The sequence below is a fragment of the Rhodoferax sp. GW821-FHT07G04 genome (assembly GCF_059418585.1).
Genome location: NZ_JBWKQD010000001.1, coordinates 542,904 through 562,817 on the forward strand (window position 1 = coordinate 542,904; position 19,914 = coordinate 562,817).

21 protein-coding genes are annotated in these 19,914 nt (G+C 63.2%); 6 read left to right on the forward strand and 15 right to left on the reverse strand.

The window, feature by feature from the left end:
- Positions 1 to 3: 3 nt before the first annotated feature.
- From AC07OO_RS02440 to AC07OO_RS02465, 6 genes are all read right to left on the reverse strand, one after another.
- Positions 4 to 576: a helix-turn-helix domain-containing protein gene (locus AC07OO_RS02440; protein ID WP_495080462.1), complete on the reverse strand. Its 573-nt coding sequence runs from the start codon at positions 574 to 576 to the stop codon at positions 4 to 6.
- 124 nt (positions 577 to 700) lie between these two features.
- Positions 701 to 1,354: a putative DNA-mimic protein gene (locus AC07OO_RS02445; RefSeq protein ID WP_495080463.1), complete on the reverse strand. Its 654-nt coding sequence runs from the start codon at positions 1,352 to 1,354 to the stop codon at positions 701 to 703.
- Between the two features lie 59 nt (positions 1,355 to 1,413).
- Entirely contained in the window at positions 1,414 to 1,995 is a 582-nt protein-coding gene (locus tag AC07OO_RS02450) for a GNAT family N-acetyltransferase (protein ID WP_495080464.1), read from the reverse strand.
- A 21-nt stretch (positions 1,996 to 2,016) separates the two neighbouring features.
- On the reverse strand, positions 2,017 to 2,508 hold the full coding sequence (locus tag AC07OO_RS02455) for a 2'-5' RNA ligase family protein (RefSeq protein ID WP_495080465.1): 492 nt from the start codon (positions 2,506 to 2,508) through the stop codon (positions 2,017 to 2,019).
- A gap of 33 nt (positions 2,509 to 2,541) precedes the next feature.
- Entirely contained in the window at positions 2,542 to 2,865 is a 324-nt protein-coding gene (locus AC07OO_RS02460) for a hypothetical protein (protein WP_495080466.1), read from the reverse strand.
- A 37-nt stretch (positions 2,866 to 2,902) separates the two neighbouring features.
- Positions 2,903 to 3,331 (reverse strand): hypothetical protein, encoded by a 429-nt coding sequence (locus tag AC07OO_RS02465; RefSeq protein WP_495080467.1) that lies wholly within the window; start codon positions 3,329 to 3,331, stop codon positions 2,903 to 2,905.
- 275 nt (positions 3,332 to 3,606) lie between these two features.
- Between AC07OO_RS02465 and AC07OO_RS02470 the strand changes: the two genes are divergently transcribed.
- Positions 3,607 to 4,638 (forward strand): IS30 family transposase, encoded by a 1,032-nt coding sequence (locus tag AC07OO_RS02470; RefSeq protein WP_495080468.1) that lies wholly within the window; start codon positions 3,607 to 3,609, stop codon positions 4,636 to 4,638.
- 105 nt (positions 4,639 to 4,743) lie between these two features.
- On the opposite strand, the gene AC07OO_RS02475 is transcribed toward AC07OO_RS02470, so the two are convergent.
- Positions 4,744 to 6,042, reverse strand: a complete 1,299-nt coding sequence (locus AC07OO_RS02475; protein ID WP_495080469.1) for a leucine-rich repeat-containing protein kinase family protein — start codon at positions 6,040 to 6,042, stop codon at positions 4,744 to 4,746.
- A 132-nt stretch (positions 6,043 to 6,174) separates the two neighbouring features.
- On the opposite strand from AC07OO_RS02475, the gene AC07OO_RS02480 reads away from it, so the two are divergent.
- Both AC07OO_RS02480 and AC07OO_RS02485 read left to right on the forward strand, forming a co-directional pair.
- Positions 6,175 to 7,464 carry a flavin monoamine oxidase family protein gene (locus AC07OO_RS02480; protein ID WP_495080470.1) on the forward strand — a complete coding sequence of 430 codons (1,290 nt, stop codon included), beginning with the start codon at positions 6,175 to 6,177 and terminating at the stop codon, positions 7,462 to 7,464.
- A gap of 80 nt (positions 7,465 to 7,544) precedes the next feature.
- Positions 7,545 to 8,579 carry a MerR family transcriptional regulator gene (locus AC07OO_RS02485; RefSeq protein WP_495080471.1) on the forward strand — a complete coding sequence of 345 codons (1,035 nt, stop codon included), beginning with the start codon at positions 7,545 to 7,547 and terminating at the stop codon, positions 8,577 to 8,579.
- Here the strand turns inward: AC07OO_RS02485 and AC07OO_RS02490 are convergent.
- Positions 8,565 to 9,482 carry a LysR substrate-binding domain-containing protein gene (locus tag AC07OO_RS02490; protein ID WP_495080472.1) on the reverse strand — a complete coding sequence of 306 codons (918 nt, stop codon included), beginning with the start codon at positions 9,480 to 9,482 and terminating at the stop codon, positions 8,565 to 8,567. The two genes, AC07OO_RS02485 and AC07OO_RS02490, sit on opposite strands and share 15 nt — an antisense overlap.
- Before the next feature lie 114 nt (positions 9,483 to 9,596).
- Here AC07OO_RS02490 and AC07OO_RS02495 point away from each other — a divergent pair, with 114 nt between their 5' ends.
- The 3 genes from AC07OO_RS02495 (at position 9,597) to AC07OO_RS02505 (ending at position 13,393) form a co-directional block, all read left to right on the forward strand.
- Positions 9,597 to 10,994, forward strand: coding sequence for a M20/M25/M40 family metallo-hydrolase (locus AC07OO_RS02495; RefSeq protein WP_495080473.1), 1,398 nt, complete (start codon positions 9,597 to 9,599; stop codon positions 10,992 to 10,994).
- A gap of 64 nt (positions 10,995 to 11,058) precedes the next feature.
- Entirely contained in the window at positions 11,059 to 11,994 is a 936-nt protein-coding gene (locus tag AC07OO_RS02500; protein ID WP_495080474.1) for a class I SAM-dependent methyltransferase, read from the forward strand.
- Between the two features lie 76 nt (positions 11,995 to 12,070).
- A complete protein-coding gene (locus AC07OO_RS02505; protein WP_495080475.1) occupies positions 12,071 to 13,393 on the forward strand; it encodes an MFS transporter in 1,323 nt (440 codons plus the stop codon).
- A gap of 45 nt (positions 13,394 to 13,438) precedes the next feature.
- Here the strand turns inward: AC07OO_RS02505 and AC07OO_RS02510 are convergent, their stop codons facing one another.
- The 7 genes from AC07OO_RS02510 to AC07OO_RS02540 all read right to left on the reverse strand — a co-directional run bounded on the left by AC07OO_RS02510 (position 13,439) and on the right by AC07OO_RS02540 (position 19,772).
- Positions 13,439 to 13,933: a cupredoxin domain-containing protein gene (locus tag AC07OO_RS02510; RefSeq protein ID WP_495080476.1), complete on the reverse strand. Its 495-nt coding sequence runs from the start codon at positions 13,931 to 13,933 to the stop codon at positions 13,439 to 13,441.
- 11 nt (positions 13,934 to 13,944) lie between these two features.
- On the reverse strand, positions 13,945 to 15,360 hold the full coding sequence (locus tag AC07OO_RS02515; RefSeq protein ID WP_495080477.1) for a multicopper oxidase family protein: 1,416 nt from the start codon (positions 15,358 to 15,360) through the stop codon (positions 13,945 to 13,947).
- Positions 15,357 to 16,739, reverse strand: a complete 1,383-nt coding sequence (locus AC07OO_RS02520; protein ID WP_495081761.1) for a TolC family protein — start codon at positions 16,737 to 16,739, stop codon at positions 15,357 to 15,359. Before AC07OO_RS02520 ends, AC07OO_RS02515 begins: the two co-directional genes overlap by 4 nt.
- Before the next feature lie 17 nt (positions 16,740 to 16,756).
- Entirely contained in the window at positions 16,757 to 17,122 is a 366-nt protein-coding gene (locus tag AC07OO_RS02525; RefSeq protein ID WP_495080478.1) for a hypothetical protein, read from the reverse strand.
- A gap of 126 nt (positions 17,123 to 17,248) precedes the next feature.
- A complete protein-coding gene (locus AC07OO_RS02530; RefSeq protein ID WP_495080479.1) occupies positions 17,249 to 17,644 on the reverse strand; it encodes a hypothetical protein in 396 nt (131 codons plus the stop codon).
- Between the two features lie 143 nt (positions 17,645 to 17,787).
- Positions 17,788 to 19,050 carry an amino acid aminotransferase gene (locus AC07OO_RS02535; RefSeq protein ID WP_495080480.1) on the reverse strand — a complete coding sequence of 421 codons (1,263 nt, stop codon included), beginning with the start codon at positions 19,048 to 19,050 and terminating at the stop codon, positions 17,788 to 17,790.
- A 17-nt stretch (positions 19,051 to 19,067) separates the two neighbouring features.
- A complete protein-coding gene (locus AC07OO_RS02540; protein ID WP_495080481.1) occupies positions 19,068 to 19,772 on the reverse strand; it encodes an SDR family NAD(P)-dependent oxidoreductase in 705 nt (234 codons plus the stop codon).
- Between the last annotated feature and the right edge of the window lie 142 nt (positions 19,773 to 19,914).

The window sequence follows — 19,914 nt, forward strand, 5'->3', positions numbered from 1 at the left end:
GATTTAGGGGTTGATGAAGGCGGTGCTGATGACCACGGCATAGCGCGCGGCGCGCTTGCTGGTGTTCTGGAAGACGATGTGCTGGTTTTCTTCCATCGCCAGGCAATCACCCGTGTTCAGGCGGTGGTGCTGGCCATCAAAAATGAGCTCCATGGCGCCTTCCAGCATCCACACCTGCTGGTGCACGCCCACGTCGCGCAGGCCCGCCGCATAGCTGACCTTGGCACCGGCTGGAAAGTCGATCTCGACAATCTGCAGCGGTGAACGCACATGCGGCGGCGAGACATTGCGCCGCCGGTAGCCAGACTCTGGATCGGTCCATTGCAATTGGTCCGCACGCCGTACCACCGGGCTGGCGTCTGTCTGCGGTGCCTCAAACAGCGAGGCCAGTGTCACACCCAGGCCAAAGGCCAGCCGGTCCAGTACCACGGCCGTGGGGCTGCTTTCACCCCGCTCGATCAGCGAGATCATGGAACGGCTGACATCGCATTGCCTGGCCAGCGCATCCAGCGACAAGCCGCGCTCCGCACGCAGGGCACTGACGCGCTGGGCGATGCGCTGGTTGATGTCCTGCATGGCGGGGTTTGTTGTTGAATCCTTCATACTGGACAAATTATCCAATATGGTGGAAATGGCGTCAAGTGCCGCACGCCCCCACCTGGCCTGTGCGGCGCAGCGGCGGTTTTAGCCGCTGGCGCGTCTAGGAAAAGACGATGGCCGTCTTGTGCTGGATGCTGAGCCGGGCAGACTCATACAGCAACAACCACGCGGCCATTTCACGGCAGAGACCATCGTCGCTACAGGCGATGCCGTCTATGCGCGCGGCCTCTGTATCCGACAACTGCCCGTCGTGCAGCGCGATACCCAGTGCGGGCGCCACCAGCACCAGTTCCTCCAGCAAGCGGTAGGCCGACCCGAGCAGCTCACCCGGCAACTCCGCCGCATCCTCATCATCACCATCCGCGATCAGCACATCCTCGAAATCGACGGGAAGGTAGTAGCCTTCTGCGTCGGAGTGGAAAAGCAGATGGCTCTCGAACTGCTCGGCCACCGCCTGCAGCGTCTCGTCCTCGGTGGGGTCTTCGCCATCGTCCAGGGGCGTGGCCATCCAGTCGGGAGATTCACTGCGGTAGGCATAGGCCCGCCGCAGGTAGTGGATGAAGGAATAAGGAAACGCATCCAGCGACGCGCGGCTCTGCAGCGGGGGCAGCACCCGCGGCTCCGTGTGCGGCGGCAGACCTGCTGCGGCCAGCAGGTGATTGGCCGCGGCCAGGCCCTCCTCCATCCATTCCGCCCCTTCGGGGTCGTTGTCCAGCAAATCCGCCAGTACGCCTACGCTGATGGCAAGTCCCAAAATAGCTCTCCTTTGTTTGTGTGAGTAGGTATGTGTGTGTGGCTGGTTGATGTGCCGGGTCATGCAGGCTGGTGGCGCTCCATGAAGCGCCAACCCGCGTGCAGCACGACCGGCACCTCCAGCCCTTCATAGGGCCCGCGGTCCACGAAACCAGCCGCCGCATACAGGCGGTGGGCCGAGTGCATAAAAGGGGCCGAGTCCAGCCGCAGCGTGGTGTAGCCAAAGGAAGCTGCGTCTGCCATCAGCCGCTGCAAGATGGTCTGGCCCAGGTTCATACCCCGCGCGGTGGGCCGCACATAGATGCGCTTGATCTCGCCAACGCCAGGCCCCAGGGGTCGCAGCCCGCCCATGCCGACCAGCGCACCCCCCACGTGGACCAGGTAGAAGGCGCCGCGCGGCGGTGGTTCGCCACAGACCTTGTCGATGGCGCCGGCCACGTACTCGGCCAGCGGCATGCCCAGCAGGGCCTGCGACGTGAGCCCAAAGGTCTTTTCAATGCCATCGGCAACCCAGGCCATGTACTCCATGTTCAGCGCTAGCAGCGCGTCGCGGTCGGTGAGTGGGTGGGCCAGGCTGAAGACAGGCAAAGGGTTGGCGTTGTTGCTCGCGGAAGGGCTGTTGCTGCTGTTGTCGTTCTGCATGGATTGGAATGGTGGCCACAGTCACTCGGCCAGAGCATAGGTTTCGAGCACCCGCCAGGGCTGGCTGGCCTCTTGCTGTTCGATCAAGTAAATGCTGGGCAGGCGCACAAGCAGTGGGCTGGGTAAGCGCAGCGCATGCTCGGCGCAATTGCCCGCCGCCTTGGGATTGCGCGGGTGGGCCAGCGTCATGTGGGCCTGCAGGTCACGGATCTCCTTGCTGCCCAGCACGTATTCGCGCAGTTGGCGAAAGGGCTGTACGCCGGCCGTGCAAGGCAATAACCAGCCGTGGGCAAAGAAAGGCTCGGGCACGCCAAACTCCAACACCAGCGGCCCCAACGGCAGGCTGGCCAAGCGGCTCTGGATAACGGCCCAATCGGACGCCAGTTCGTCTTCGCGGCACAGCGTCACATGGGCGGGTATCAGCCGGTGCTGCACAGGGTCCAGCAACAGGCGCACGGCCTCGATGGCCTGCGATTGCTCGCTGGGCACATACAGGCTCAGTTGGCGGCGCACGTACGGCACGGCTGCTGGCGCAGAGTGGGCTATCTACGCCGCGCCGCCGCCCACATAGGCCATGGCTGCCGTGGCCAGCGCCTGGAACATCTTGGACGCCGCCGCCGGCAGCGCCACCCATTCCTTCATCGGCCTGCCCTTGCCCGACGGGTCCCACAGCACCGCGCCCGGCACGGCCAGCGCTTTTGTGTGCTCAGACCCGCTGAGCTTGAAGACCACCGTATCCAGGTGTTGGGCCACGAACGCTTTGCCGTGGACTTTGAGGCAGGGTTTGCCAAACATTTGCGATGCGATGACGGTGTCGCCATCACCCCATTTGGCCAAAAGTTTTTCGTATTCGGAAACCGCCGTTGCCATATTTTTTGCCCTCCTCTTTTTGAATCACTGCCCAACGCTACAGGCTGGCCGCCGCAGCCCGTGCCAACTCCAGTAGCTGGGCGTTGCTGACCGCCAACGCATCCGACAGCGGCTGCATGGAGGTGACACAGATGCCCTTGTCGGCCTTCTTGAAGCACACCAAGGCCGGATCCTTGGCCAGGAAGGCCTCAGCGCCGATACCTGCAACCGGCTGCGCGTTAGGACCGGCATTGTTCTTCCACACGTCGTACGCAAACGCGGCCTGCACCTTCAGCGCGACCACCGGTTCGCCCTTGGCACCCACAAAGGTGGTGCCACCCTTGTCGTACTTGGAGGGTTTGGTCTGCACACCGCTGATGCCCACAATCTTCTCGACCTGGGCGGGTGTCAATATTTCCGCAGCCGTCGCACAGAGCGGGGCGAGGGTCAATAGGGCGACAGCGGCGGCGGTGCTTACAAACTTCATAGTCATGCGTATTCGGTTGTAGGGTTGCGTCCGCTCAAATGGGCTGGAGGAAGAGCAGGCTGCGCGAATATACCGCCTGCAATCCGTATGCAGGGCCGGTCGGGTTCGGCCGTTTACGCTTTCGAACACTTTTTGGACGGTCAAGTCAAACAAAATACCTATTTTGGGTTTATTGGATGCTTTCCCTGCGAAATTTTAATAAAACTGGCCTCTAGCCCTGCCCCGCTCAAAAGTGAAGTGCAACACACCGATTGAATTTTCAATAAGGTGTGTCCATGAAACAGAAGCAAGAATACAAACAGCTCGACTACCAAGAACGTCAAACCATCGCCATCTGTCTGGAGCTGGCCTTGAGCGTGCGAGCCATAGCTCGGATACTTAACCGTGCTGCCTCAACGGTAAGCCGCGAGATCAGTCGAAACTGCGGCGGTGGCGCCTACAGTGGCAGCTTTGCCCACCAACGCTTCGTGCGCCGACGCCGCCACGGCAGACCTGCCCCCAAGCTCGTGGTTGGCAACGCGCTCTTTGCCTCTGTGCAGACCCTGCTGCATCAGCGCTGGTCGCCCCAACAGATTGCCTCTCGTCTGGCTACACTGCACCCGCACGAGGCAGCCAAACGCGTCTCGCACGAAACCATCTACAACGTCATCTACGCCCAACCCCGAGGTGAGCTTCGCCGAGAACTCATCACTTGCTTGCGCCTGGCGCGTACCAAGCGTTGGCCCCGTTCACGCGGAGAGGACCGCCGCGGTCAGATCGCCGACCTCTTGAGCATCCATGTGCGCCCTCCTGAGATTGAAGATCGCCAGTTCCCGGGGCACTGGGAGGGCGATTTGATCAAAGGAGCGGGGAACCTCAGTGCGGTTGGCACCTTGGTGGAGCGCAGTACGCGCTTTGTGATGCTGATCAAGCTGCCGCACCCTAATCCAGCAACGGCTGCCCATGTTCTGCAAGCGTTTACAGACAAGTTAAACGGCATTGCCAAGCCGATGCGCCAAACCCTGACCTATGACCGAGGCCGAGAGATGGCGCACCATCAGCAGTTGACTGCCAATACAGGCGTGGCGGTGTACTTCTGCGATCCGCATAGCCCTTGGCAGCGGGGAACCAACGAGAACACCAATGGTTTGATCAGGCAATACCTACCCAAGGGGGCCGATCTCTCACAGGTCAGCCAGGAGCAGCTTGATGCGATTGCTGATCAGATGAACGGCCGGCCACGCAAGACGCTGGGCTGGTTTACTCCGTTTGAGGTCTACAGTCAGTGGCTCGCGCGGCTTGAGCATTCCCCTGACGTTGTCCAATAAGCTCTGCGTGTGTTGCACTTGGGTTTGAGACCGCCCCTCGAATAATATAGATGAATCGCTATCAAAATATGAGCACAATCAGGAACCGCATTACCAACGAAACCACTACAGCGCAGCCAACTGCCGCGCCACGTCCGCCATAACCGGCCGGGCCAAGGGCTGGGTATCCAGGCAAGCCCGCGCGACGGCCGCCATACCCGCCAGCAACGCGCCCGGATCAGCTGCATGCGCTGCCAACTCCTCCAACAGGTAACCAAACGCCCGCACGTCCAGCGCCTGCAGCGCGCGGCTGAGCTGGGGCTGGTCCGTGGGCAGCAGTGTGCCCGCACCCAGGTCGCTGAGCAAGGCCCGGCCGGTGGCGGGGTCCCACAGGATGTTGTGCGCGTACAAGTCGCCATGCAGGATGCCGCGCTGGTGCAGGTGGTCCACGGCCTCGGCCATGTCCTGTGCCAGGCGTAATGCCAGGGGCGCCGCGATGCGCAAGCCCGGTGCGTAGACATCGCGCGTGCAGCTGTCCAGGCTGGGCGGACCGGCCAGGTTGGCGTAGTGCGGAGGTATCAGCGGCAACAGCAAGCCACGCGTGCCCTGGGGATGGTCCGCCAGCTCTGCGCTGGGGGTGCACAGCGCAGGGTGTTGGCCGGCGGCCAGGCAGGCGGCCAGTTCGTGCTCGGGCAGACCGTCGCTGGTGATGGCGCCCTTGAACAGCTTGAGCGCCAGACTTTGCGTGCTGCCCTCTTGGTGCACGCGGTAGATGTGGCCGGATGCACCCTCACCCAGCAGGCCGTCCAGACGCAGTTGCGACCACGACACGCGGCCTAGGGGCGCAGGTGGCGGGTGGTGCCAGCCCTCCAGCGGATTGCCCGCCAACGCCAGCCAACTCAGGTGTGGCAGCTGTGTCAGCCACGCCGGCAATTGCGCAAAGGCGTTGGCCGACAGGCGCAGCAACTCCAGCTTGCGGGCGTCGGCCAGCGTTTCGGGTACCTCGCGCAAGCGGTTGCCCGCCAACATCAGCTTCTGCAACGCGAGGCGCTGGCCCAGCTCGGGTGGCAGGCGGGTGATGGCGTTGTCGGTCAGCGTCAGCCAGCGCAATTGCGGTGGCAAGGCCGCGCCGGGCACATCGCCAATGCGGCAGGACTTGAAGCCCACTTGCTGAAGGCCCTTGCAATCGCCCAGCACCTCTGGCAATTGGGTAAAGGGGTTGTTCGAGCAGAAGATGACCTTGAGCCGGTGCAGGCGTGGCAGGTCGTGCGGCAGCGTGCTCAGTTCATTGTCGGAGAGGTTGAGCACCTCCAGCGTGTCGGCCAAATCAAAAACTTCGGGCGGCAAGGTCTGCAGCCCGCAAGCCAGGTCCAGACGACGGGTTCCCATCAGTGCGCCACTGCGCAGTTGTTCCAAGGTGTGCATGGGCGCTGATTATCCGGTCCGCTGTAATGCCCGGTAATGGCCTGTTGCCGGCTATGCGCCCAGAATGCCCCAAGCCTTGCTGCCGTGTCCACGCAAGGCACTTCACACGACACCAAAAAAGGGGGAACACCGATGAAAGTTGCAATCATTGGCGGCGGCCTGGCCGGCATCAGCGCCGCCTACACGCTATTGGCCGGCCGCAATGTGACCGAGGTGCATATTTTCGAATCGTCGGGCGGCTACGGCGGCCGGGCCCGCACCGACAGCACCTCCATACCCGGCTTTGCGTTCGACATGGGCGCCCAGTACATCCAGGACCCCAACATCAACCCCCTGGTGCAGATTGCCAAAGACCTGAAGTTCACAATGGTCGAAGAAGACGCCGACTACATGCTGCGGGTGGATACCGATGACGGCTGGGCCGACGAGCCCACTACCACGCCCGATGTGCAAGAGGTCGTGGACAAGATACAGACCTCCTACGATGCGGCGGCAGTCCAGCCCAATGTGATCGTCGCGCGCAAGCCCAGCTTCGACACCCAGGTGGAGATGTTCGGCCACGCCACGTCCACCTATGGCCCCTTCACCGAATCCGCCGAAACCTGGCAGTACATCGCCGCGGACCGTGCCCGCGAGAGTGACGAGGGAGAGGGCAACAACCTCTTCGTCATGCAAGGCATCGGCACCCTGGTGGCGAAATACGGCCAGCAACTGGCCACGCTCTACCCCACCCGCTTCACCGCGCACTTCAACGCCACGGTCAAGGCAGTCAGCTATGGCGACGACAGCGCCACGCTGACCTGGGGTAGCAACACGCTGCAGGTGGACGCCTGCATCATCACCGTGCCGGTCTCGGTGCTGGGCAATAGCACCATCGCCTTCACGCCGGCGCTGCCCAAGGCCTATACGGATGCGCTGAAGGCCCTGCGCCTGGGCTCGTACAAGAAGCTGGCGCTCCAGCTGCGCACCGAGCCGGCCAGCATAGTCCCAGGCACCAACTACTACCTGATCGAAACCCAACCCGAAGGCGTGTGGCAGTACTACCGCCTGCCCTACGCTCCGAAGGTTCTGATTGCCCATGCCGCGGGCGACTTTGCCGCGGCGCTGGATGGCATGTCGGACAGCGATGTGTTCGCCCTGTTCAAAAACAGCATCCAAGCCGCCTGCGATGACGTCTACTTCAGCACCGGCAAGGCCATCACCAACTGGAGCAAGGCGCCTGGCGTGAATGGCGCTTACTCCTACACCGCTTTCATCGGCGGTGGCCCCACCGACCCGAGCACGCTCAAGGCCCGCACCCAATTGGGCACGGCACTGAAGACCCTGCACTTTGCCGGCGAGGCCACCAACCTGGAGTACTACGGCACGCTACAGGCAGCCTTCTTTGAGGGCGAACGGGCGGCCAAAGAAGTCTTGGCTTGACCCTGACGTTGCGTGAGGGTTGATACTGCGGGTCTGGGTGGTGCCACCGTGGCCCACCCCCATCCCAGGAGCCCCGCGCTGTGTCGTTGTTATTGAAAGTCGGCGAATTGGCCGCCCGCACCGGTCTGACCGTGCGCACCCTGCACCATTACGATGGGATCGGGCTGCTCAAGCCCTCGGCCCGCTCGGACGCGGGCTACCGGCTCTACAACCAGGACGACGTGGCGCGGCTGCACACCATCCAGGCGCTGCGCCACCTGGGGTTGTCGCTGGCCGACGTGGGCGGCATGCTGGAGCGCGACGGCGAGGGCCTGGGCGACACCATTGCCCGGCAGATCCGCGGGCTGAGCCACGAGATCAACCAGGCCACCGAGCTGCGCGCAAGGCTGCAACTGCTGCAGGAACGTCTGGCCACCGGCAGCGAGCCCGACATGGCGGACTGGCTCTCTACGCTGTCGCTGATGACCACCTACTCCAAATACTTCAGTGCGGCCGAGATCAAGCGCATTCTGGACAATCGCAAGGCGCAGGCCGCGCTGTGGGAGCCCTTGATTGCCGACGTGCGCGTGGCCATGGACCAGCAGTTGGCCCCCGACACCAAACGCGTGCAGTCACTGGCCCTGCGCTGGATGAACCTGACGCTGGAGATGATGGACGACGACTTCAAGCTGATCGAACGCTGGGGCCAGATGTACAACGCCGAGCCCACCAACCAGTTCAAGAACGGCCCCGGGCCTGAGGTGATCCGCTACATCAATGCCGCCATCGCAATGCGCATGGAGGCCATGCTGCGCCACATGACGCTGGCCGAGCTGCACACGCTGCGCACCATCAATGCGGCGGCCGTACAGCACATCACCCAAGAGGCCCATGCCCTGCATGCCGCCCAGGCCGACCTGACATCTGAGCCCGCCAAGGCCCTACTGGCCCACTGGGAGCGGGTGATGCTAGACCTGTGCGGCAACAAGCCCGCGCTGTTGCAGAAGCTGATCACCGCCTACAACGCCGAGCCCCTGCTACAGGGCACCACGGTCTTTGACGACACCACATTGGGCTTCATCAAAAGCGCACTGGCTGCGCAAGGCCACCAGTTGGGAATACTAAAGACGCGTTGAGGCAATCGCGGTTTCCGCCGCACACTGCTCCAGCAACCAATGGGAAAACGCAATGACCGATGGGTCCTCGTCACGGTGCGCTGGCACGAACAGGCTGTAGGCTTGGCTATCGCGCAACACATAAGGATGTGATTGTTGTAGCGCACCGCTATCCAATTCACGCTGCACCGCGAAGCGCGGAACCAGGCCAACACCCAGCCCCGCCAAAGCAGCCTCCACCACCATCGAAAACAGATCGAAACGGTGCCCGGCCAACGGATTGGAGGAGTTGAACGCCAGCTTTGCGTCTCGCAACCAACCGCTCCATGCTTGCAGCCGGGTGCTCAGATGCAACAGCGGGACATTGCGGAAATCGCGCTTCGCCAAGTCCCGCCGAAAAGGCGCGTCGGGTGCATGAACGGCAACGCAGGTTTCCGCGAACAGAGGCGTACTGTTTGCCTGCGGCCAGACCGCGTTGTGGTACTGGATGGCAAGATCAAACCGCGGGTCGGCAATATATGCATTGGTTTGAAAAACTTGGCACTGTATGCGCACATTGGGGTATTGCCGTGTGAACAGCGGCAACCGCGGAATCAGCCAGCGATCGGCCAGAACCGGCAATGCGCCCAACAGCAGGCTGCTGTCCGTTCGGCCCAAAGCCATCACATCCAGGGTATGGTGCTCCAGTCTCAGCAAGGCGTCGGCAACTTTCGCCCGGTACACCTCGCCCGACGCATTCAGCGTGACGCCACGGCCACCGCGTTGGAAAAGGGGTTGTCCCAACAAGCTCTCCAACAACCGCAGTTGCTGGCTGACAGCGCTGTGCGTAAGGTTCAGTTCATCCGCCGCTTTGCTCATGCTCAGATGGCGCGCAACGGCATCGAAAACGATCAGGCTGCGGGTGGAGGGGATTTGTCGGCGCATAGGAAATTGGCAGCCCAATGTTAGAAAAACTTACAACTCACAAGAATATCCGTTTGCACCGGCCCATGCAACTTGCAACAATCGTGTTCCCTTCATTCAGCACCTTCGGCCGCCATGAAAACACCCCGAGCCCTCTGCCTGGACCTACCCAAAGCACCTACCGGTGTGCGATCCGTCTTCAGCCATCTGCCCGTTGCACTGGCCTGCTTGTTGCTGGCAGGCACAGCAAACGCACAACTGTTCAAGCCCGGGCCGATCACGCCCGAGGTCGAGCACACGGTGACCACGCTTCTGGCAAACCCGAAGGTAAAAAAGCTCATGGAGGACGTCAAGAACGACCATGCGCGTTCCTTGGACGACTTGAAGGCATTGACGGAGATACCTGCGCCGCCCTTCAAAGAACAAAAGCGCGCCGAGGCCTTTCTCAAGATGATGCAGGCATTGGGTTTGCCGGACGCCAGGATCGACTCCGAAGGCAACGTCGTGGGGCTGCGCAAAGGTTCCGGCAATGGCCCCTTGCTGCTGATCTCCGCGCACCTGGACACCGTCTTCCCTGAAGGTACGGACGTTGCCGTCAAGGTCAAGGAAGAAGGCCGTTGGTACGCGCCCGGCATTTCCGACGACACGCGCGGCCTGAGTGTCTTGCTCTCCTGGCTCAAGGTCCTCAACGACAACCATGTGCAGACCGTGGGTGACCTGATGATTGTCGGAAATACCGGCGAAGAAGAATTGGGCAATCTGCGCGGCATGAAGGCGATATTCCGCGACAACAAGTCCATTGATGGCATGGTGGGCCTGGAACCCGGCGACGGCGGTTCCATCCTCATGCAGGGGACGGGCAGCAACCGCTACGAATTCACGTTCAAAGGCCCCGGTGGCCACAGCTTCATCGCCTTTGGCACGGCCAGCGCCATCCACGCCATGGGCCGCGCGATCGCCAAGATCGGTGACGTGCGCACGCCGCAGATTCCCAAGACAACTTTCACGGTGGGCGTCGTGGGGGGTGGCACATCGGTCAACACCATTTCACCGGATGCCCGCATGCTGGTGGACATACGGTCGAACGAAATGGCCAGTCTGCTGGCGACAGAAAAACTGATCATGGCCGCTGTCGCCGAAGGTGTGGCTGAAGAAAACAAACGCTGGGACAAAGACCAGGAGAAGGATGTCATCACGGTCAGCACCAAGCTCATCGGTGACCGCCCCGCCGGCATCACGCAGCCAGATTCCAAAATGGTGCAAATTGCCGTGCGCAGCCTGGCGGCCTTCGGCAAAACACAACCGCTGTTGCTGGGGGCCAGCACGGATGCCAATGTGCCCATGCACCTGGGCATACCAGCGGTGATACTGGGCAGCGGCGGAAAGACGGGCGGCTTCCACACCATGAATGAGTGGTTCGACCCCAAGAACGCCTGGGAAGGCGCACAAAGCTCGCTCGCAACGGTGCTGGCCTTGGTGGGTGTCCAGGGACTCACAAAACCTTTGCTGGAGAAACAGCCACCACGGCGTTGAACAAAACGCTTGACCCTGACGCAGGGTGAGGCTTGAGCATGCAGGGTTTTACGGAGAGCCCCTCATGAACACTACAGACGCCAGCCGCACCGCCATGGTCACATCCCTGATGCGCGCTGTGCACACACGCCACGACCCTGCCCCCTTGCTGGACGACACCTGGGGCGAGCGGCTGGTGCCGGCCCCTGCCCGCGCGGCCATCGTCGAGTCCGCATTGGCGCGCCTGCCCGCGAGCCTGCGGGAGCAGGCCGACGCCGCCCCGCCCGACGTGGTGCTGCACCGCATACTGCGGGCCAGCAGCGCCTACGCGGACGTCATACTGCGTGCCCGCTATGCCGAAGAACAACTGCAGGCCGCTATGGCGCGGGGCATCACGCAGTACGTCATCATTGGCGCGGGCTTTGACAGCTTTGCACTGCGCCGCCCGGCCTATGCCCAGACGCTCACCGTTTTTGAGGTGGACCACCCCGCTACACAAAAGCTCAAGCGCCAGCAGTTGGCCGCCAGCGGTCTGGCCGATGCCAAGCACCTGCACTGGGTCGCCGCCGACCTGTCCACCGAGACACTGGCCGCGGCCCTGGCCCGCTCGCCGTACGACCCCACCGAGCCCACATTTTTCTCCTGGCTGGGCGTGACAATGTACCTGACGCGCGACGCCAATCTGGCCACGCTGCGTGCCATTGCCAACGGCGCATCCGCGGGCAGCGAAGTGGTCTTCAGTTACGTGGACGAAGCGGTGTTCGATGACAGCCACGCGGCCGCCCCGGCCTTCGCCGAACTGCGGCGCCAGGTGGCCTCGGTGGGGGAGGCCTTTCAGAGCGGCTTTGACCCGCATACCCTGGCCGCCCAGTTGCAGGAGACGCAGTTGCAACTGCTGGAAGACAGCGGTGGCGACCAGTTGCTGGCCCGCTACGACGCCGCGGGCGTGAACGGCCTGCAGGCGGCGGCCACCGCACGTATCGCCCATGCGCGCAGCCTTGCAGCAGCAACACTCCGTTGAATAAAAAACTGTTGACCCTGACCTAGCGTCAGGCCTCAGCATGGCATGCATTGATATTGAATTGAGGAATTGATCCATGGCTTCACGCCCGCCCAACCCCGCGCGCGCCGCACTGATGCGCGACAAAAACTTCGTCTGGCTGATGGCCGGCGCCATCATCTCCATGCTGGGCGACCAGTTCACGCTGGTCGCACTTCCCTGGCTGGTGCTGCGCATGACTGGCGATACGCTGGTGCTGGGCACCGTGTTGGGCCTGATGAGCCTGCCACGCGCCGCCTTCATCCTGATCGGCGGCGCCATCGTCGACCGCTATTCGCCCAAGAAGGTGCTGATGGTCACCAAATACATCAACACCGGGCTGCTGGCGGTGCTGGCCGTGCTGGTGCTGGCGGGCGGCCTGACACTGTGGACGGTGTATGCACTGGCCTTCGCCATCGGCCTGGCCACCGCCTTCAGCATTCCGTCGGCTACGTCCATGTTGCCGCACGTGATGCAACGCGCCCAGTTGCCCGCCGCCAATGGTGTGATGATGGGCCTGCGCCAGTTTTCGATGTTCCTCGGCCCGCTGTTGGCCGGTCTGCTGATCGCCATCTTCGGTGACGGCCCCGCAGGCAGCACCACCGCGGGTGCGGTGACCGACGCACGCGGTCTGGGCATGGCCTTTGGCTTCGACGCGCTGACGTTCCTGCTCTCCGCATGGACGCTGGCCCAGGTGCGTCCCCATGGCCAAGTCGCCGGTCAGGTTTCCGGCAGCGCAGCAGCGAACCAGCCAGTCTTCGCCGCCGTAGTGGCGGGTCTGCAGCATTTGTGGAACGACCGCGATATGCGCCTGTGCTTCCTCTACTGGGGTGCGGTGGCCGTGCTGATCACCGGACCGGTGCAGATTGCCGTGCCCGTGCTGGCCACCACGTTGAACCTGGGTGCCGCGGCGCTGGGCATTCTGCTGGGGGCGCACGGCGCCGGCACGCTGGTGGGCATGGCCGTGTCGGGCGCCCGCCCAGGCCTGCGCCTGGGTACGCTGGGCATGACCATGCTGGTCGTGGACGTGGTGGTGGGCCTGCTATTCGTACCCATGGGGTTGATCTCGGCCACCTGGCAGGGTGCGGCACTGCTGGGCACCATTGGCGTGCTCGGCGGCTTCATGCAGGTGTCCATCTTTAGCTGGCTGCAACAGCGCACGCCACCGGCGCTGATGGGCCGGGTGATGGGCATGTTCATGTTCATCTTCCTGGGCCTGGCTCCGCTGTCAGGCGCGGTCACCGGCTGGATGCTGCGCTCCATCACGCTCAGCCAACTCTTCGTCGGCAGCGGTGGCCTGCTGGCCTGCATCGCGCTGCTGGCCCTGGTGGCTTCACCGGTGCGTGAGGTGACAGATGGGCCGAGGCCAGCTACGCTATAGGTTCAGGAACAAGTGATTCTCCTGGTCGCCCCGTGCCGGCCTGGTTCAGCGCTTGGATGCCACGACCCGGATCTTGCCCACCATGCCGGCTTGGTAGTGGCCGGCGATCAGGCAGGCAAAGTCAAAGTCGCCCGCGCGGTTGAAGTTCCAGATGATCTCGCCCTTGGCTGCGGGTTTGACATGGGTCATATAGGGCTCGTCGTGTTCCATGTTTGGAAACTTCTGCATCAGCGCCGCGTGCGCATCCAGCGTATCCCTGGTTCCTATCACCATTTCGTGCAGCATCCGGCCCTGGTTTCGGATGACGAATTTGACGACTTCCCCCTGGCGGACTTCGATGCGGTCGGGCGTGAAACGCATGCTATCGGTCATCGTCATTTCTACCGTGCGCCGGACGGCTTTGGCGTCGCCGGCAATCCCCCATTCCGTTTGTTTCTTGTGAACAGGGCCGGTCTTTTTGTGGTCGGCGCCCTCATGTGCAAAGGTCCCCAACGGAGCGGCGAGTAGAGCTACGACCAGCAGTGCATGGATTCGATGCATGTCAACTCCTTTCAATGGCCAGCATGGCCCATGGGTTTGCGCACCTGAACCTCCACCGCCTGTTGGGGCATGTTTGTGCCCGGCATGGCGCCCTTGCCATCGCTCTGCAATCGTGCAGGCTTGGCCACGTCGCCGGTGAACTCGTAGGCCACTGTGCCCGCTGGATGCTTGAACCAGCCGGGGTTGGAATAGTCGCCCGGCTTTTGCTCGCGCCGCACCTTGAGCACGCTGAACATTCCGCCCATCTCGACCGAGCCAAACGGCCCCTCGCCGCTCATCATGGGGGCAGTGTTGTCGGGCAAGGGCATTTGCATCTGGGCCATGTCGGCCATGCCGCGTTCGCCCATGACCATGTAGTCCGGTATCAGGTCGGTGATCTGGCGCGCAATCTTGCGGTGGTCCACGCCAATCATGGTGGGCACGTCGTGGCCCATGGCATTCATGGTGTGGTGGCTCTTGTGGCAATGGAAGGCCCAGTCGCCCTCCTCGTCGGCGACAAACTCGATCTGCCGCATCTGGCCCACCGCCACGTCGGTGGTCACCTCGGGCCAGCGCGCGGTCTTGGGCACGGCCCCGCCATCGGTACCCGTCACCGTGAACTCGTGGCCGTGCAAGTGGATGGGGTGGTTGGTCATCGTCAGGTTGCCGATACGGATGCGCACCTTGTCACCCAGGCGCACGTTCAGCGAATCGATGCCCGGAAACACCCGGCTGTTCCACGACCACAGGTTGAAGTCCAGCATGGTCATGGTCTTGGGCGTGTAGGCGCCGGGGTCGATATCGTAGGCGTTGAGCAGGAACACAAAGTCACGGTCCACGCTTGTTATCAAGGGGTGCGGGGTCTTGGGGTGCGTGACCCAAAAGCCCATCAAGCCCATGGCCATCTGTGTCATCTCGTCGGCATGCGGGTGGTACATGAAGGTGCCGGGCCGGCGCGCCACAAATTCGTAGACAAAGGTCTTGCCGGGTTGAATGGCCTTTTGCGTCAGGCCGCTGACGCCGTCCATGCCATTGGGCAGGCGCTGGCCATGCCAGTGCACGCTGGTGTGCTCAGGCAGCTTGTTGGTCACGAAGATGCGCACGCGGTCCCCTTCGACCACTTCGATGGTGGGGCCTGGCGACTGGCCGTTGTAACCCCACAGGTGGGCCTTGAAACCCGGGGCCATTTCGCGCACCACAGGTTCGGCCACCAAGTGGAATTCCTTGACGCCGCCCCGCATGCGCCAGGGCAGCGTCCAGCCATTCAGCGTGACGACCGGGTTGTAGGGGCGGCCATTGCCGGGCAGCAGCGGCGCCATGGTGTCGGGCGTGGTTTGCGTCACCGGCTCGGGCAGTGCGGCCATGGCCACTTTGCTGACCGAGGCGGCCAAAACCGCCGTGGTGATGGCGCCGGCGCCGCCTAAGAAATTGCGTCTGTTGTTGTTCATGGTGTGTTGGTGGTTTGGGGTTTGCCCAGTAAAGCGGCGGAAAGACTGGCATCGGCCAGCCAGAACTGCTGCTGGGCCTGGATGGCGGCCATCACGCTGGCGATTTGCTCGCGTGTCTCGGCCAGCAGCTCGAACACGCCTATCAGCATGCCGTTGTAGCGCAACACGTTTTCCTCGGCCATGGTCTTGCGCAACGGCACGATCTCGTCGCGGTAGTGTCGGGCCAGGTCGTAGGCCGTGCGGTATGCGGAGTAGGTCTCGCGCAGTTGCGGCGCGGCGGCACGGACCACGCTGTCATAGTGGTTGGCAGCGGCCAGTGTTTGAGCATCCATGGCCGCGCGTTGCGCACCACCCGCATCAAACAGGGGCAGGCGGATGGCCAGCTCCAAACCATTGCGTGGTGCGGATTGACCGCTGTCCTGGTCGGTGACAGTGTCACGCCGCAGGCCCAGCTGTGCGTCGGCTACGGTGCCCAACAGGCCAAGGCCCTGGGCCTTGCCAGCGCCCTGCAGTTGCAGGCGGGCCTGTTGCACGTCCAGCCGCTGCTGCATGGCCGTTGTATTGAGCTCCGCGGCGGCGCGAGGTTGATCGGGCAGGTCCGGCAAGCGATCCGGCAATTGCAGTAGGGCCGTCTGTGCTTCATCCAGGCCCAACTGGCGCACCAGTTCCTCACGTGCGGCTGTGGCGGCATGCCGGGCCAAGGCTAGTTGCGCAACGGCGTCGGCGTAAAACACGTGTTGGCGGGCGCGCTGCAGCTTGCTGAAGTTGCCCACCTGCAGCATGCGCCTGGCCAGCTCGGCGCTGGCCTGGGCCGCCCGGTTGACCTGCTCGGCATAGCGTGCGTTCTGTTCGGCCGCCACGGCACGCACCCAAGCCTGGCGCACCTGGGCCACGCTGTCTACGACCCTGGCACTGAGCTGGATGTTGGCCTGCGCCTGCTGGTTGCGGGCAATATCCTGGCGCAGCGGCAGAGTCAGGATGTCCAGCAGCCCCACGGACAGTAAGCGGTTCAACTCCACGGTGTTGCCCGACTGCGTGCGCCCAAAGGTCAGCAGCGGATTGGCAATCCGGCCTGACTGCTGGATGGCAGCCATGTCCGCCCAGCTTTGGGCCAGCAGGGTCTGCAGTGCCGCACTATTGGCCAGCGCCAGTTCCACGGCATCGTCCATGGAAAGCGGTTGGGCCAATAGCTGTGTACTGCGCCGCAGGCTGGTCTGGCGCTGTTCGTCGGTGCGGCGCAGCTCCAGGGCGTTGGGAATCAAACCCTGGCCGGCCTGGCGGGTCGCTGTCAGAGCTTCGTCAAAGTTCGGCGTAGTACAGCCGCTCAACAGCAGCAGTAGCGCGACGCCGCTTGCCTGGAGCCGTCGATGCTTTTTTATGATCATCGCCATTCCTCTCAGTGTTTGTGGCCAGCGTGCGGGTCGACGGGCTTGGCGGCCGGGGCCGCCTGTTGGTCACCGGCTACGGGTTCTGGGGGTGCCTCCTGGGCATAGGTGCGCCAGCCGCCGATTTTTTCAACGGTGGCGTTGCTGTCCTTCCAGGGCAATGGCTTTTCGTCGATGTAGGGCTGGTAACCGGTGAACGCTGACCGGTACGGTGGAGGCTGAAGGGTCTGCGATGTTTTTGGAGGCGCCGAAGTTTTGGGCGTTGACGTAGATGTTGCAGGTGTTGCAGGTGTTGCAGTATCAAGTTGGGCCGACGCCGGCAACGCGGCAAGCGCTGCCAGAGCGAACAGCCAAGCCTGGGTAAAAAAAGATGACATGGAATCCTCGCGCAATGACGAACAGGATGGCGGACACCATGGAACCGCTGATGGTTCCCATGGCGGGCGAAGCATGGGTATGTTATGTGCGACCCGCAGCCTGGAAACGGCGGGCCGGCAGGCGCTTCAGGCGCGAGGCGGTTTGTCGGGGACGGGTGACGGCCGGGCGTGGAGCCGCACCACGGGTTCGCTCAATCCGGACTGCGGAGCCGGCGCAAGGGCCAGGGTGTATGGCATCCCGACAATCGCCACGCCATTGCAGCAGGCGGCGCAGATGCTACAGGTGTGCGTGGCATCCGCAGCCTTAGCACTGCCGTGCGCCGATGCCGCGGCGTGGCCGTGTTGGGCATGGTCATGCGGAGCAGCCGCTTCTTGCAAGGTTTGCACCGACGCAGCGGTCAGGGCCGTTGCATGTCCATGCTGCGCGCCCATCTCGCACAACAGCATGGTGGCCGCGGCGAATCCCTGCAGGGGAAGCGCAGCCATCAGCAGCCAGGCAAACAAAATGCGCAAACGGAACATGGTGTGGCGATTCTATCGCTGGCACGGCAGCACACTCAACCGTCCAAAGAGAAGCAAATTCAACCCAATTTAGGTATTTTTCTCAGGGCTACAAGGAAAAACAGCCTCCAGCCCTCGCAAAATCTACGAATATAGCTATCTATTTAATAGCAAATCGATTCACGTTCTGGCACACCACGCCCGCTCACGGGTGTCTTGGCGAGCCCGTCAAGGCGTCCCATCACCGCACTGATCGCTTCCGCCACCGCCTCCACATTGTGGGCATTCAGACCGGAGATGCAGATGCGGCCGGAGTTCACGATGTAGACCGCATGCGCGTCGCGCAAATGGTCTACCTGCGCCGGGCTCAGCTGGGTGTAGCTGAACATGCCGCGTTGGCTCAGCAGATAGGCAAAGTCGCCGTCCGGGCACCTGCGGCCCAGCGCCGCATGCAGGCGCACCCGCATGGCCCGGATGCGATCGCGCATGGCGTTCAGGTCTTGCTCCCACGACGCACGCAACACCGGGTCACCCAGGACCTGGGCCACGATCTGGCCGCCGTGGGCGGGAGGACTGAAGTAGCTTTGGCGCACCGTGAACTTGATCTGCCCCAGCACGCGCGCGGCCTGCTGTGCGTCCGCGCACACCAGGCTGAGTGCGCCGCAGCGCTCGCTGTACAGGCTCATGCTTTTGGAAAACGAATTGGCCACCAAGAAGTTCACGCCGGCCCGGGCCAGCGCACGCACGGCAAAGGCATCGGACTCGATACCATCGCCAAAGCCCTGGTAGGCGATGTCCAAAAAGGGGATCAACTGCTGTCTCTGGATCAGTGCAATCAGAGCGATCCACTGCGCCGTCGTCAGGTCGGCCCCGGTGGGGTTGTGGCAGCAGGCGTGCAGCAACACCACGCTGCGCGGTGGCAGTGCGCGCAGGCACTCCAGCATGGCGTCAAAACGCACGCCACCACTGGCCGGGTCGTAATAGGGGTAGGTGTGGACGGTTAGCCCTGAGCTTTCGAACATGCTGCGGTGGTTGTCCCAGGATGGGTCGCTGATCCACACGCCGCTGGCTGAGAACCACTGGCGCAGGAATTCGGCGCCCGCCTTCAACCCGCCGCTGGAGCCCACGGTTTGCACCGTGACCACCCGGCCGCTGGCCAGCGCCTCATGCCGGGCGCCAAACAGCAGGGTCTGCACGGCGCTGCGGAAGTTGGCCGCGCCCTCCATCGGCAGGTAGGGCTTGGGCTGCTGGGCCGCCGCCAGGCGCAGCTCGGCCTGGTGCACCGCGCCCAGCGCCGGCAGACGGGCGTTGTCGTCGCAGTAGATGCCAATCGACAGGTTGACCTTGTGCGGCCGCGGGTCGCGCTGAAAGGCTTCGTTCAAGGAGACGATGTGGTCGCCCGCGAAAGGTGCTACGTGTTCAAACACGGTACATGCCCGCCGTATCAGCTCAAGCCCGCCACCGGCAAGGCCGCGCCATGCACGGCGCGGGCCGCGTCCGAACCCAGGAAGACGATGGCACTGGCCAGGTCGTCCAGGGCCACCCAACGCGAGGGATCGGCGTCGGGCATGGCGGCGCGGTTCTCCGGCGTGTCCAGGATGGTGGGCAGCACGCAGTTGACGTTGATGTTTTGCTCACGCAACTCGGCGGCCATGGCTTCGGTCAGGCGGATCACACCACTCTTGGCCGCACAGTAGGCGCCCATCTGCGCCACGCCGCGTTGGGCTGAGGCCGCGCCAACGTTGATGATCTTGCCGCCGCCGGATGCCAGCATCTGCGGCACTACTGCGCGCGCCATGTGCAGCAGCGTGCGGGCATTCAGGTCCATCAAGAAGTCCCATGTGTTGTCGGGCGTGGTGTGCACGGCATCGCCCATGCGAAAGCCGCCGGCCAGGTTGCACAACACGTCAATGCGGCCAAAGCGCGCCACCGCGGCTTGCACGGCCGCCTGCACCTGGTCTTGCTCCAGCAGGTTGGCGGACGCGAACAGGCGCTGCGCATCTTCCGCGCCATAGGCCCGCTCCAGGCTCTCGCGCTTCAGATCGACCAGCACCAGCTTGGCGCCTCGCGCCGCAAAGGCCTGCGCCACGGCACGGCCCAGATTGCCGGCCGCGCCTGTCACCACCACGGTTTTGTTCTGCATGTCCATTAGGTTGTCTCCACAAAAGTCCTGATTGTGGCGAATTGCCGATGCAAAGAGTGTGCAACTTGGGGCTGGCTGCAGCGCAGGCGTGCACGATTTGTGTGTGGCGGCATGGAATAGCGTCTGCGCGTTGTGCTGATAATCGACA

Coding starts and splice junctions, on each gene's coding strand:
- AC07OO_RS02440 (WP_495080462.1), bottom strand. CDS start 576: ATGCAGGACATCAACCAGCGCATCGCCCAGCGCGTCAGTGCCCTGCGT.
- AC07OO_RS02450 (WP_495080464.1), bottom strand. CDS start 1,995: ATGCAGAACGACAACAGCAGCAACAGCCCTTCCGCGAGCAACAACGCC.
- AC07OO_RS02460 (WP_495080466.1), bottom strand. CDS start 2,865: ATGGCAACGGCGGTTTCCGAATACGAAAAACTTTTGGCCAAATGGGGT.
- AC07OO_RS02465 (WP_495080467.1), bottom strand. CDS start 3,331: ATGAAGTTTGTAAGCACCGCCGCCGCTGTCGCCCTATTGACCCTCGCC.
- AC07OO_RS02470 (WP_495080468.1), top strand. CDS start 3,607: ATGAAACAGAAGCAAGAATACAAACAGCTCGACTACCAAGAACGTCAA.
- AC07OO_RS02475 (WP_495080469.1), bottom strand. CDS start 6,042: ATGCACACCTTGGAACAACTGCGCAGTGGCGCACTGATGGGAACCCGT.
- AC07OO_RS02480 (WP_495080470.1), top strand. CDS start 6,175: ATGAAAGTTGCAATCATTGGCGGCGGCCTGGCCGGCATCAGCGCCGCC.
- AC07OO_RS02490 (WP_495080472.1), bottom strand. CDS start 9,482: ATGCGCCGACAAATCCCCTCCACCCGCAGCCTGATCGTTTTCGATGCC.
- AC07OO_RS02495 (WP_495080473.1), top strand. CDS start 9,597: ATGAAAACACCCCGAGCCCTCTGCCTGGACCTACCCAAAGCACCTACC.
- AC07OO_RS02500 (WP_495080474.1), top strand. CDS start 11,059: ATGAACACTACAGACGCCAGCCGCACCGCCATGGTCACATCCCTGATG.
- AC07OO_RS02505 (WP_495080475.1), top strand. CDS start 12,071: ATGGCTTCACGCCCGCCCAACCCCGCGCGCGCCGCACTGATGCGCGAC.
- AC07OO_RS02510 (WP_495080476.1), bottom strand. CDS start 13,933: ATGCATCGAATCCATGCACTGCTGGTCGTAGCTCTACTCGCCGCTCCG.
- AC07OO_RS02515 (WP_495080477.1), bottom strand. CDS start 15,360: ATGAACAACAACAGACGCAATTTCTTAGGCGGCGCCGGCGCCATCACC.
- AC07OO_RS02525 (WP_495080478.1), bottom strand. CDS start 17,122: ATGTCATCTTTTTTTACCCAGGCTTGGCTGTTCGCTCTGGCAGCGCTT.
- AC07OO_RS02530 (WP_495080479.1), bottom strand. CDS start 17,644: ATGTTCCGTTTGCGCATTTTGTTTGCCTGGCTGCTGATGGCTGCGCTT.
- AC07OO_RS02540 (WP_495080481.1), bottom strand. CDS start 19,772: ATGGACATGCAGAACAAAACCGTGGTGGTGACAGGCGCGGCCGGCAAT.